Source organism: Psychrobacter sp. KFRI-CH2-11 (assembly GCF_038239325.1).
GTDB classification, from domain to species: domain Bacteria; phylum Pseudomonadota; class Gammaproteobacteria; order Pseudomonadales; family Moraxellaceae; genus Psychrobacter; species Psychrobacter celer.
Genome location: NZ_CP151283.1, coordinates 1510512 through 1524895 on the forward strand (window position 1 = coordinate 1510512; position 14384 = coordinate 1524895).

Annotated in this window: 6 protein-coding genes and 1 pseudogene; 6 read left to right on the plus strand and 1 reads right to left on the minus strand. The window is 46.0% G+C overall.

What is annotated here, in order from left to right:
- The first annotated feature begins 20 nt into the window (after positions 1-20).
- Together AADH33_RS06310 and AADH33_RS06315 are read left to right on the plus strand one after the other, a co-directional pair.
- Positions 21-1550, plus strand: coding sequence for a sensor histidine kinase (locus AADH33_RS06310; protein WP_348549908.1), 1530 nt, complete (start codon positions 21-23; stop codon positions 1548-1550).
- Between the two features lie 414 nt (positions 1551-1964).
- A complete protein-coding gene (locus AADH33_RS06315; protein ID WP_348549909.1) occupies positions 1965-9782 on the plus strand; it encodes an ESPR-type extended signal peptide-containing protein in 7818 nt (2605 codons plus the stop codon).
- A 320-nt stretch (positions 9783-10102) separates the two neighbouring features.
- On the opposite strand, the gene AADH33_RS06320 is transcribed toward AADH33_RS06315, so the two are convergent.
- Complete coding sequence (locus AADH33_RS06320; protein ID WP_348549910.1) at positions 10103-11284, minus strand: hypothetical protein; 1182 nt, start codon at positions 11282-11284, stop codon at positions 10103-10105.
- A gap of 453 nt (positions 11285-11737) precedes the next feature.
- Between AADH33_RS06320 and AADH33_RS06325 the strand changes: the two genes are divergently transcribed.
- From AADH33_RS06325 to AADH33_RS06340, 4 genes and pseudogenes are all read left to right on the plus strand, one after another.
- Complete coding sequence (locus tag AADH33_RS06325; RefSeq protein ID WP_348549911.1) at positions 11738-12799, plus strand: RNA-guided endonuclease InsQ/TnpB family protein; 1062 nt, start codon at positions 11738-11740, stop codon at positions 12797-12799.
- 124 nt (positions 12800-12923) lie between these two features.
- Positions 12924-13196: pseudogene (locus tag AADH33_RS06330) on the plus strand (integrase core domain-containing protein); the annotation flags it as partial.
- A 287-nt stretch (positions 13197-13483) separates the two neighbouring features.
- The gene (locus AADH33_RS06335; RefSeq protein WP_274539908.1) at positions 13484-13618 is read left to right on the plus strand and encodes a hypothetical protein; all 135 of its coding nucleotides are present in this window, start codon (positions 13484-13486) and stop codon (positions 13616-13618) included.
- A gap of 117 nt (positions 13619-13735) precedes the next feature.
- Positions 13736-14350 (plus strand): DedA family protein, encoded by a 615-nt coding sequence (locus AADH33_RS06340; protein ID WP_075102370.1) that lies wholly within the window; start codon positions 13736-13738, stop codon positions 14348-14350.
- The last annotated feature ends 34 nt before the right edge of the window (positions 14351-14384 follow it).

Genomic DNA, 14384 nt, shown 5'->3' on the forward strand with positions numbered 1-14384 from the left:
CGCTGTTTTGGCGGCTGTTCTTGAGCCTGTTGCTGACGATTTTACTCACCTCTATTTTATCCATCGTGGTAGAGCGGATACTGGTCGAAAGAGCGCTGACCGCGCGTATGGAGGCGCAGATTGAGCAGTTGCTGATTAAACGTCAAGAGATGGCTACTGCGTTGCAAGCGGGCGATTTTGCATCAGTCAGGCAGATGTACCGTGAGGATCGGCGGCTGATGAGTCAAATCAGAGTCTATAACGGGCAAGGCGCTATTATCTTTCCGCGTTATCGAGACCAAGCGGACCGTCAAGACGGCAGGCAAGTTATGCCGCGTGCGCCCATGCACCAATCCATGCATCAGTCTATGCATCCGATGCCATCAATGCCATCAATGCCTGCCATGCCAAACGTAGCCGCCGCACCCGCCTTAGATCATCACCGCTCTGACGATACTGCCAGTATGCCAAACAATACTCGCAATCCTTATTGGCAATCGATGATGGCTCAGCGCACGATAGCAGACCCCGAGACGCGCCCTGAGCTGGCGGATAAGACCATCGCGCTGTCAGATGGTCAATCTGTCATTATACAGCTGCGTCCGCACCTGCGTTTTGCCGATGTCGTCGCGCTACAGCGGAATAATTTTTCGGTACGTTTGCTGCTAATTATTCTCTTTAGTGTCTTGGTCTGTGTTTGGCTTAGCCGGACATTGACCCAGCGTATGCGCCGCGTCCAACATGCGGTACATCGCATGATTGCTGGTGATTATCAGGCGGATACCCAGCTGGCAAAAATGGGCGATGATGAGCTGGGTCTATTGGCAAAAGACGTGGCAAAGCTATCAAGGCGGCTGGCTGAGAGTGAGCTGGCACGCAAGCAGATGCTTAGTGATATCTCGCATGAGCTGCGCTCGCCCTTAGCGCGTCTTGATGTGGCGACCGAGCTGACGCGAGACTTTGCCCCCAATGCCAATCGTTACCTCGACCGTATCGACAAAGAGTCTGCGCGGATGAATGAGCTGATCGAACAAATCATTCATATCCAGTCGCTACAGATGCAGCAATACACCATTGATAATGTAGAAAATGACTGGGTTGATGTTTCTGAGATTATCAGTGAGATTGGACAAGATGTTTGTTTTGAATTTCAGCACAAAAACGTCCATTGGCACTGGCAGCCACCAACCCTAAAGTCGACGGTAAAGGGCAACCAAGAACAGTTACATAGTGCGCTTGAAAACGTCATTCGTAATGCTTTTATGCACACAGCAGCTGATTCAACGGTTATGGCTGAGATTAAACCAGCAGAGATAGATGGCAAAAGACCTGCCATTCAAATCCGCATCATAGACGAGGGCGGCGGCGTTGCAGAGCAAGACTTGCAGCGTATTTTTCAGCCCTTTGTAAGGCTAGACTCGGCGCGTCACCGCGACACTGGCGGCTATGGGCTAGGGCTGGCAATCGTTCATGCGGTGGTGCTGGCACATAAAGGCCAAATTGACGTTTGTAATCGTCTTGATGGTGTCCAAGGGCTGATAGTGCAGATTGTGTTACCTATTGAAATATAAAGTGTCTCATTAATGATCTACATGGTTGCCGCACCTTTTTAATAAGTAACGAATACCTGCGAAAAGATGTGCTTAGTATCAGAACAACGAACGAAAATTTGTGAAAAATGGAGGTAATTTAATATAAATAAGAGATAATGAAAAGAATATATTTATTTATATGAATATATTCCGATAAGCGGTAGTAAATAGCCGAAGAGTGACATGTACACTCCCTATATATTCGATATTATGAATATATAGGGAGTGTACATAGTCTTACACGATGAAACTTTTAGGTTTTTAAACGCTAAGAATGGTTACATTTGCGCAAAAAGTCTCATTAAAGCTTACCGCCGTGTCATTTTGTCGTATTCGCTCTCTACATACCGACTATGAGTTGGCCTCTAATAATTATGTAAGGGAGTACGCATCATGAACCGCATCTATAAAGTCATATGGAATGAAGCTTTAAATTGTTTTGTCGCCGTTGGTGAATATGCCAAAGCACGTGGCAAGTCCTCTAAATCTAGCGTCAGTGCCAATGCTCGTATTAATACCACAGCTACCACTTCTGTCAAAAAATGGCATGTGAGCGCTATAGGACTCGGTCTGCTGGCTGCTGGTGTCGCGATGCCAGCCAGTGCGCTTGGTCTTTACTTTGCAGGTGACGATCCTACGCCTAAAATTTATACCAATGAATGGCTCCATCATACAGTGACAATCAAAGGGGGTGAGACGGTAGCTGGCGATCCAAGCAGCAAAAATATCAATGTAACTGCCAATAAAAACAGCAAAACACTGACCGTAAAGCTAGATAAAACGGTCAATCTAGGCGTAGATGGTAGCCTAAAAATGGGTGACACCTTGGTGGATAGCTCAGGGATGACCATCAAAGCAATTAATCCTATCAACAATGTCACCTTAAGCAATAGTGGACTAAATAACGGTGGCAATAAAATCACCAATGTAGCAAGCGGTGCCGGCGACGATAACAACGCTGCCAATATCGGCGATTTAAACAATGCAATTGCTGCCAACAAAACCAAATACTACAGCGTCAACTCCACAGGTGGTAGTAATTATGACAATCTAGGGGCTACTGGCGAAAACGCTATGGCCATGGGTCGAAACGCCAGTGCGGCTGGTAGTCAAAGTATCGCTATCGGTAGTGTGGCTAATGGCAAGCCTACCAGCGCTAGTGGTGAGCAGTCTATCGCCATTGGCGCAAATGTGGTGACCACAGGAGGCTCTGCTATCGCCATCGGTGGCGATGATCTAAACGCCGCCTCTGAAACCAACTTGGATGGCAGCTCAAATATTGGTGCCAACACTGGCAGTGTGAATACGGTATTTAAGACTTACACTGGCCGTAACCTTGTAGAGCCTGCGTATTATGCTAGAAACACTGAGGCCAGTGGCGCTGCTTCCATCGCCATTGGGTCAAAAGCGCTGTCTAAAGGTCACTTATCTACTGCTGTTGGTGTACAGTCCTCCTCAGATGGTGTTGCCTCTTCAGCCTTTGGTATGGGGTCATCAGCAAGTAAAGATGGTTCGGTTGCTTTAGGTGCAGGATCCACCACGCTTAATGATGCCACTTACCAAGAGAAACTTACTATTGGTAATAAAGATTATTTTTATGCTGGTGCGACCAATGATAAAGGAGCACAGGTCTCTGTTGGCTCAGAAGAGCGTGAGCGTCAAATCAAGCATGTCGCTAGCGGGGAGGTGAGTGCAACCAGTACAGATGGTATTAATGGTAGTCAGTTGCATGCCACCAATGAGTCTGTTAAAGACTTAACTACTACAGTTGCAGCCAACAAGACACATTTCTATAGTGTCAATAGTACAGATTCAACTCGTGGCAATTACAATAATGACGGTGCGACTGGTGCTGATGCAATGGCAGCTGGAATTGATGCGTCAGCGACAGGTGAAAATGCGACAGCGTTGGGAACAAAGTCTAATGCTGAGGGCACGCGGAGCACTGCGATTGGTTACCAAGCACAAGCTAAAGATAGAAACGCAATTGCTTTAGGTTATCAAGCTAATGCACATCAAAAACATTCCACCGCGATAGGATATGCTGCTAACGCGGGTTATGCTGCGATTGCAATAGGAGATGCGGCAGCAGCAACCAAAAAAGGGTCAACAGCGATAGGAAGTCAGTCTGTCTCGACTGATGTGTATAGTACAGCTTTAGGACGCGAGGCTAAAGCACTTGAAAAGAATACTGTAGCCGTGGGGTATAGTACTACTGCCAGTGGTGAGTCTAGTGTGGCTATCGGTAATAAGTCTCTAGCAACCAAGGAAAGTAACATCGCACTAGGTGACAATGCACAGGCGACCGGAAACCAATCAATCGCGCAAGGCAGAAATGCTAAGGCGACCGGAAGTCAATCCATTGCACAAGGCACTCACGCTGAAGCGACAGGTAACTTCAGCTCGGCGCAAGGCTATTTTGCTAAGGCAACTAAGTCCGGTGCGATCGCACAGGGCCGGGATGCAAAAGCGTTCGGCGAAAACTCAATCGCACAGGGTATGAAAGCCAAAGCTGAGGGTAAGTCTAGTGTGGCTATCGGTGATGGAGCAAAAGCGAGCGGTGTCAATAGTATCGCAATCGGTACAGGTAACATCGTCAATGGCGACAACTCAGGTGCCTTTGGTGACCCTAATAATATTAGCGGTACAGGTAGTTATGCGGTGGGTAATAACAATACTATCAATGCCGACAATTCCTTCGTATTAGGTAATAACGTCACAATCAACGCCAGTGACAAGTATTCAATCGCTCTGGGTGAAGGTGCTGTAATTAACGGCGAGGACAGTATTGCAATTGGTCGCGGTGCCACTGCTGCGGCTAGTACCAGAAATGGTTTAGCAATTGGTGTGAGATCAAGTTCTGGTAACCACGCTGCGTCTTTAGGTGACGACGCTACGTCTGGTAACTACGCAGTAGCGCTTGGCTCTAAGTCCACTGCTCAGATTGGCGGTACGGCTATTGGTCAGGCCTCGAGTGCAGTCAGCAATGCCACAGCCTTAGGTCGTGCTGCTATCGCAGGGCAGCCAGGTAACGTCGCTTTGGGGCATCAATCCGTTACTGCAGCACAGCATACCGGCACTTTTGCCATAAACAATCAACCAGTTGCAGGTTTAACTAGTGGCGCTAGAACGGTATCGGTTGGCTCTGTGGGTGCTGAACGTCAAATCCAAAACGTCGCCCCAGGTGTCGTGGATGCTACTAGCACTGACGCTATTAACGGTAGTCAGTTATTCCAGACCAATAAGAACGTCACTGCTAATACCATCATGGCTGAAGGTAATATGGCCGCCCTTGGTGGTAACTATATCCCTGATCCTAATGACCCGGATGCGGCTGGCACTTATGAAACTCCTGAGTATTTTGTGTTTACTGATCCAAGTAACGTAGATACCGTTGCTGATGGTGGCACGGGTGTTGTGGTGAATAATGTTGGCGACGCATTTACAGCTATCAATGAGGCATTACAAACTCCTCTCACCTTCACAGGTGATACTGGTACGGCCACTCGTAAACTTGGCCAAACTCTCAGCGTCACTGGTGGTGCAACAGGTAATCTAACGACTGGCAATCTTGGTGTCGAAGCAGATGAAACGGGTGGTCTAATTATAAAACTAGCTGAAACAGTCAATCTTGATGCTGACGGTAGCGTAACGACGGGCAACAGTGTACTTAACACTAATGGTCTCATCATTGCTGGTGGCCCAAGCATGACTACTAATGGCATCAACGCTGGTGACAAACAAATCAAGAATGTAGCCAGTGGTGTTGGTGATGATTACAACGCTGCCAACATCGGTGATGTAAAAAATGCCATTGGTGATGTGACTACCTTAGGCTTCGGTATCAAAGCTGCTGATACTAATACCGTCCAGAAAAACCTAGGTCAAACAATTGATATCATAGGCTCTAATGGCAACATTACTACACAAGTAGACAGTGGCAAAGTTGAAGTCGTGCTCAATAACAATCTAGACCTAGACACTAATGGTAGTATCAAAATGGGTACAAGTACACCATTTGGTCTAGGTCCTGTGACTAACGTTAACCGTTATGGTATGACAACCAGCAATGCATTGGCTGGTACTTCAATCAACCTCACTGGTGTTACGGTAGCAAGTCCGCTTGGCATTACGAATCTAAATAGCACTGGGCTTTATATTGTTGGTGGCCCAAGCGTTACAACTAACGGTGTTAATGCTGGCAATAGAAAAGTCGTTAACGTAGACAAAGGCGACATCACTGCTACCTCAACTGATGGTATCAACGGTAGCCAATTATTTGATAACGCACAATCTATTGCTGATAATTTCGGTGGTGGCTCAATGGTCAAGCCTGATGGAACGGTGAGTGCTCCAGGCTATGCACTCAATGGCGGCACCTACAGCAGTGTCGGTGATGCACTGGGTAATTTAGATACTCGTACCTTTACTAACACTACCAACATTGCTAAAGGCATCAAATTCAACGTCAATAATGGTCTTGAGAAAACCTTCGCTTTAGGAGAAGAGATTAAGCTCAATACAGATAGCAACTTAACCACAACGCCACTCTCTACAGGCGACGGTATTGAGCTTGGCTTAGCTCCAGTGGTGAACGTTGGTACTGATAATCCAGTACAGATCAATGGTGATACAGGTACAATCTCAGGTCTAACCAATAGAACCTTTGATCCAACGATCACCTATACTGGTGGACAGGCGGCTACTCAAGAGCAGTTATCAGACCTTAGTGGCACTATCATTGATCTAGGTTTCGAAATCACGGCTGACAATGCTTCCTTAGCGCCTGGTGAAACTAAAGATAAAGTTAAACTTGGTGAGACAGTTAAATACACCAGTGCAGATGGCAGTATCGTCACTACAGTGGCAGATAATGAAATCGACTTTGCTTTAGGCGACAACCTCAGTGTTGGTGGCCCAGGTCTAGACGGTGAGGATGGTGTAGATGGCTTCATCGGTGTGAATGGTGCTGACGGCCAATCTGGTATTGCTCTCAATGGTGCTGATGGCACTATCGGTCTAACGGGTCCTGCAGGTCTTCACGGTGAGCAAGGTCCTTCAGGTACCATCGGTGTCACCAATGGCGTACCCGGTGTGAATGGTGAGGACGGTATTACACGTATCATTATCGACGATATTCAAGTCGCCACCATGGAAGATGGTATGAAGTTTGCGGGTAACAAGGGTGCTACCATCGCCAAGCAGCTCAACGAAACCTTGAACATCGAAGGTACGTTGGCTAACTCTGCTGATGCATCAGGTGCTAACCTACGTGTTGACAGTGATAACGGTAAGCTAAATCTAATGATGGCTAAGAAGCTAACGGATCTCGATAGCATCACCATCAATGAAGGCGGTCCAATTATCAGCAGCTCAGGCATTGATATGGGCTCCAACACTGATGACGAGGATTACCCAACCAACACAATCACCAATCTTGGAAAAGGTGTCAATGGTACTGATGCTGTGAACCTTGATCAATTAAATGAAGTCAACGAAACAGCCAATAAAGGGTGGTTTGTCCGTACGGATTCTGGTGATGGCGCGAAGAGCAATGTCAAACCAGACGACGTCGTTACGATCAACGGTGACGGTAATATTAGCGTAACCAATGAAGATAATAACCTGGTTGTGGCATTAGGCGACGACCTTAGTGTTGGTGGACTAGGTCTAAACGGTGAAGATGGTGTAGATGGCTTCATCGGTGTGAATGGTGCTGACGGTGTATCTGGCGTAGCGATTAATGGCGCTGATGGCACTATTGGTCTAACGGGTCCTGCAGGGATAGACGGTGTGAGTCCAACGCTGACCATGCGTCCAGAAATCCAGTCTGGCGACGTATTTAATGATGACACAGACGTCACGCGTTTAAGTTACGAAGATGGTGACGGTAATAGTCGTACCATAGCGACGTTAGAAGATGATGGTTTACGCTTCTCTGGTAACGACAACCCAGCTGTTGGTTATGTTACTCGCAACCTAAATAAAGAGATGCAGATTGTTGGTAGTAAAACAGCGGTTGGTACATACTCATCAGGCAATATCAATACGATTGCGACACAAGATGGTGGTATTGAAATTCAAATGGCTGATTCACCGAAGTTTGGTGAGGTAACCATCAACGCTGAGAATACCGGTAAAATTACGGGTCTTACTGCTGGTGAGGATGATACTGATGCCGTCAATGTCTACCAGCTGAATCAAACCAATGCGACTATCAACCAAGGCTTAGACTTTGGGGGTGACAGTGGTACCGATGTCAACCGTAAACTTGGTCAAAAGCTCATTGTTAAAGGTGACGATACCATCAACGCTGATCCAGCAACGAAAAACATCAGCGTTACTGCTGACGGCGATGACACATTGAACATCAGATTGGATAAAGATATCAACCTTGGTAATACAGGCAGCGTCACCACCGGAAACACTCAGGTGAATAATGCAGGTGTTACTGTATATAATGGCGATAACGATCAGGTAGCGCTGACTAACAATGGTCTGAACAACGGCAACAACAAGATTACTAACGTCGCTGATGGATTGCTGGACGCTGGCAGTAGAGATGTGGTCAACGGTAGCCAGTTGTTTAAAACTAATCAAGACATTGCCAAAGGCATCAAAATCGGTGATGGTAATGTTGCTAACGACCAGCAATTTGCGTTAGGGGAGACCATCAATGTCACAGGTGATGGTAATATCACCACACTGGCATCTGCCGCAGGCGTTCAGGTTCGGCTAAACAATCAGCTAAACTTGGGTGATGAAGGTCGTATGCAAGTGGGTAGTAGCCTCATGACAAACAATAGCTTTACCTTTGTGTCCGATAATGCGCCGAATAGAACCGTTAGATTGACTAATAATGGTTTGGATAACGGCTTTAATCGAATCACAAATGTCGCCGCCGGTATCGACTTTACAGATGCTGCTACGGTTGGACAGTTAGAAGCAGCCACCTTTGCTTTGGATCAAGGTTGGGGTTTAAGTGCACAAGGTGATAGCGCTACCATGGTCAAACAAGGCAGTGCTGTTGATATAAACAGTAGAGATGGCAATATCACGATCTCAAGAACGATTGCGGGCAATGGTATATCACCTCTAGCAAGTCGAGCAGCAGACGTCAATGACATTAGCTTTGAGCTGAACAGAGACATCGCCATCGATAGCGTACAAGCAGGCGATAGTACGCTGAGCAATGACGGCTTGACCATCGTCGGCGGACCAAGTATGACCAAAGCGGGTATCAATGCCGCTGACACCAAAGTCACAAATGTGATGAGCGGAGAAGTCTCGGCCAGTAGCTCAGATGCTATCAATGGTAGCCAGTTCTATGCACAAGGTGCAGGTATCAGTACCCTAATAGGTGGGGATACCGTCTACAACCCTGAAGATGGCACCTTCACCAATGCCAATATCGGCGGTACCGGTCAAAGCAGTATTGATGGTGCGATTGCCTCGATCAAGCAAGGCGAGACCATTATCAATGAAAGTATAGCCACCAATACCACCAATATTGAGGCCAATACGGCTGATATCGCTACCAACACCACCAATATCAGCACCAATACGACCAATATTCAAGGCAATACGGATAGATTGGATACCGGTCTCAACTTTGGCGCTGATAGTGGAGATAACATCAACAAGCCTATTGGTGATGACAGTGTCCTAAGCTTTACCGGTGGTAATAACATCACCACCACCGCGCAGGGCAGTAGCATCTTGTTTGACCTCAATGGCAATATCAGCGTAGATAGTGTCAGTACAGGTAATACGACCATCAATAGTGGCGGTGTCACTATCACAGACGGCCCAAGTATGACGGCAGATGGTCTGTATGCAGGTGGCAAGAGTATTACAGGTGTCGCCGATGGTGTCGAAGCGACAGATGCTGTCAACCTTGGTCAGCTAAGTGCACTCGATAGCAGGCTAAACAACAGCATGAGCGATCTAGGCTACAAAATCGGCGAAGTCGAAGACGATGCAAACGCAGGTATCTCAGCGGCCATGGCGATGTCTTCTCTACCGCAAGCTTATATCTCTGGTAAGTCTTTGATTAGCGGCGGTGTCGGTACTTACAACGGCGAGAGTGCAGTGGCCATCGGCTTCTCTAAGCTCTCCAATGACGGTCGTTGGGTCATGAAAATAAATGGTACTGCAGATACGCAAGGCAATGCAGGCGGCTCGATTGGTGCAGGTTTCCACTTCGACTAATAAGCCGTGACCGTTTTTATAAAATACTGTTTTCATAAAGTATAAAAAAGAGAAGCAAGGCACCTGATGTCTTGCTTCTTTATCATGTCAGTCGGTTTTAAATAAAACAGATACACTATATCAACGTGGAGCTGGTATAAATTTTCCTTGCGTGCTGTGCCTGCGCCGATAGGTACTGCGTAAAATTTATCCCAGTCTCACTGTATCGTTTTTATATTGAACTCACTATATGTGACTTATTTAGAGTCGACTATATAAAGCGATAATATTCCGCGCATTTTTGGCCACATAAACAGCCCAAAAACGCTGACAGACTGCTGTCAAATTCGGAACATGGGTGCTGTCGGCGTCAGGCCAACATAAGCCATGCCTGCTTGATTCATCCAGTGCGGCTGCACGATACCGTGTTGTAAAATCGCATAGATATCGCGATGCGCTCTTTCAATTTTATGGGTCTTATATAGCGAGACAGTACCAGCCACCGCGTAAATCTCAGACACCATATCTCTAGATGCTCTTGCCGCCTCACAAGCCGCTGCCCAGACATCGGCAAGCTGTGTGTCGGTAAAAGTGTTGTTTTTCACAGCTTCATTCCATAATGTCTCAACGCTACTGTGTAGCTGTAGGCGTCTGGCAGCCAGCAGAGTCTTGCTTTTGGCGATGGCCGCTTGTACCGTGGCGCGATCACGTAGATCTGGGTTTTTACCAGCGGTAACTCTCTCAAGACACAGACCAATCAGCTCATCGGTGGCAGCTTTTAGCACGCCTAGCGCCATCGCTGCACAGCCAGCAGCATTGATACACCCTATAGGTAGGCGGTTGTATTTATTGTCGGTATCGATAGGACTATCAAAATCGATTGCATATTCAGGCCTTACAAAGGCTTCTGTGACCACAATATCATGGCTGCCTGTCCCTCTTAGTCCACCGACATGCCAAGTGTCAATCACATCGACGTCAGCTTTTGGGATAAAAAACAGTTTTAGATTGGCACCAGAGCTGAGTGGGGCTTGCGCTCCGTCAGAGGTGACTCGGCATCGTAGGACAAACCAATCGGCCAGCTCGCAGCCAGATACCAGCGTCCAGCGACCTGATACGGTGTAGCCCTCTGCGTATTGGACGGCGACGCCTTCAGGACGCGCCGAATTGGCATAGATATGTTCAGGATTATTAAAGACCTCTTGCCTGGCCAAGCTGTCCAAAAACCGTCCAAAGGTACACGCCAGATGATTGTTCCAAACGATCCAAGACACTGACGCTTCTGCGCTTGCCAAGGTTTCGTACACTGTTAAGGTCTCGGTTGGGTTGTCTTCCCAGCCTCCCAGTGACTTTGGTAAACCCATCCTAAATAAATGGCGGGCTGAGAGCTGCTCGATCACAGCGGGTGCAATCTTTCTAAGGTTTTCTGTCTCCTCACGGTGAGCAAGTGCCAAATGATATGTCTCATCTGCTGCGCTAGCAGGCCTAATCGGTGTGCTGTATGGAAAAGATATTTGGCTCATATTTTTCGACCCTTATCATTAGTAAAACGAATTTGTTTTTTAAAACCGATAAGTTGTGCTTTATTCTAGAGTTTATATATAACGTTCTATATTCAAAGAATAACCAACTGTCGACTACTATACAACCGGTAATTTGAATATAATGAATATTTAGTGAAGGTAATCACGGTAATAAGCGTAGGATAAGTTAGGACGGTAAACGAACGTTACTGCACTCGCCTGTATAGACAAGATAAAGTTGAGCAACCATTCAATTTTTGAGAGCGACCATGATGGTTCGACATCATGGTCGTTGCTAAGATGGAAAGACTATGTCACGTACCGCACTTTATCATCCAGCGCCTGATATCTACATTCTTCTAGGGCGTGGATATCAGGCATCAGGCGTCAGTCATTGTCGCCCAGTATGGCGAATACCTTGATACCCAAATACATTGAGATCATAATTATTCCATGAAAACGCTCAAGCTACGCATCAAAGACAAACACGCCACTCAGCTCAATATCTTGGCTGGGTCAGTTAATTTTGTCTGGAATTACGTCAATGAGCTTAGTTTTAAACATTTACAGCGCACAGGCAAATTCTTTTCAGCTTATGACTTGGCAGACTATACCAAAGGCAGTGGCGAATACTTAAATCTGCACAGCCAAACCCTACAAGCCATCTCTGAAACCCATGCCAAAAGCCGTAAACAATTCAAAAAAGCCAAACTCAACTGGCGTACCAATAATTCTAAAGCCAAACGTAGAAGTTTGGGCTGGATTCCTTTTAAAAAGACCGCGATTAAGCATATCAGTACGCGCCAAAGCAGTAAAAAGTCTTTAAAAAGCACCCTACAATTTAGCCTCGCTAACCGTCAAAAGCTGATCATTGATCTGTGGGACAGCTATAACCTAGCCCTCTGTGAGTTGGTACAAGACAATCGGGGCCACTGGTACGCCTGTATCATCGTCAAAGAATTTCCAAAGATTAAGTGTGGCACGGGTCAAGTCGGTATTGATCTAGGCTGTAAGGACTCAGCAGTCAGTAGTGATGGCGATGTTCTAACCACTAAGCTAACCCATCAATACGCTGAAAAACTGGCCATTGCCCAAAGAGCCAAGAATAAAAAACGGGTCCGTGCGATACACGCCAAGATTAAAAATACCCGCCAAGATCTGATCCATAAATTCACATCAAAGCTTGTTAAAGCCAACAGCTTAATCATTGTTGGAAAGATTAAATCAACAGCATTCACTTCATCCAAACTGGCCAAATCCGTCTATGATGCTGGTTGGTTTGAAATAAAACGGCAACTGGATTATAAATGCGCGAACGCAGGTTGCCAGTATATCGAAGTCAATGAAGCGTACAGCACCCAAACCTGCTCGTGTTGCGGCTCCCGCCAAGACAGTCCGAAAGGTAGAGAAGGTCTTGGTATAAGAGTATGGTTTTGTCGTTCTTGTAAAACGACCCATAACAGAGATGTTAATGGAGCAAAAAACATTCTCGCGGTCGGGCTTGACCGTCTTTAGTAGGAATACCCTCCGTTTAGGGAGGGGAGGAAGTCAAAACCGTCAAGAAGCCTTAGATCGAGCATTGAGACTTTATTTCAACAAAAACATCTTAAGTACTGTCTAAAAATATTTGACCACTACAAATGGCCCTGAATATATCAGCAATGATTTAAAGGATTGGGCAACTAAGCAAGGTATCGTTATCGAATACATCGAGCCTGGCAATCCTCAGCAAAACGCTTATATTGAACGATTTAATAAGATAGTGCGTTATGACTGGCTTAATCAAGAACTATTTGATAGTTTAGATCAAGTGCGGCACCAGGCTGAAGCTTGGCTGTATCACTATAATAACGAAAGACCCAATATAGGTAATGGTGGCTTTACGCCGATTCAGAAACTTAATATGGCAGCTTATTTCTACTTATTTGGTGTTTTAAATTTGGGGGTATTTCCCTGGGAACGCAGCACGCAAGTAAAATTTATACCAGTAGCGCGTTTAAATCCATAACAGTTTTACATTCAGCTAACTATATATGCACGATTCTGTGCAAGAAAGAGAATATGATGCTATAAACAGAGAATGGGGCGCTATAGTATCTGCGTGGAAAAGTTAACTGAGACAGTAAAATGAAATTAAAATTTGCAGGTACACCCAAATATATTGATGGTAAGGAGGTATTCATATATCAGGATGTAAATATGATAAAATACCAATGGAATTCTGTCACTGTGATATGTACCGAGCAAATCAAAGCAACCGATAACGTCTTATTTTGGCATACCGGCGGCGCGCCGGCGCTATTTGCCTACGCTGATGATTTAGATATACGTTAACGAAACTTGCACAGCAGATAAAACCTTCTAAATTGAAAAACCTCTGATGAGCTAGTATCTTTTGCCTAAAGATTCGGCTTAGCAGCAATATTGTTCATACTATTTTAAAGGTTTTTTATGGGTCAAATCAGTGACTGGGTACTCTCTATTACGGCGAAGTTTGGCTACTTTGGCATTATCTTTGCCATGTTTGCCGAAAACGTCTTTCCGCCTATTCCCTCTGAGGTCATTATGCCTGCTGCTGGGTTTGCCGCCTCAAATGGTGAGCTTAATCTTATACTTGCCATATTAGCAGGGACGCTTGGCGCGGTACTTGGTGCGTTACCGCTGTACTATTTAGGCCGCGTGTTTAACGAAAAGCGCTTGATAGCCTTAACCAAAAAATATGGCAAATTTGTTTTTGTAAAACCTGACGATATCAAAGCTACCAATGAATGGTTCGATAAGCACGGTAAAAAAGCGGTATTCTTTGGTCGTATGGTGCCTGGTATCCGCTCGTTTATCTCGATTCCTGCCGGTATGAATAATATGCCAATGCTACCGTTTTTGGGACTCTCCGCACTTGGTGCAAGCATTTGGACGACAGGTCTGACGCTCGCGGGTTACTATATGGGCCAAAACTACGAGGTTATTGAATCGACGCTCGCCCCTTACTCGACAGGTATTAGCATCCTTATCGTTGTCATTATTATTGGCTGGTTTGTAAAGCGACGTTTATCTGATAAACGCTAATAAATGCGAAGGCCGATAATCACTAAGTGCTAAC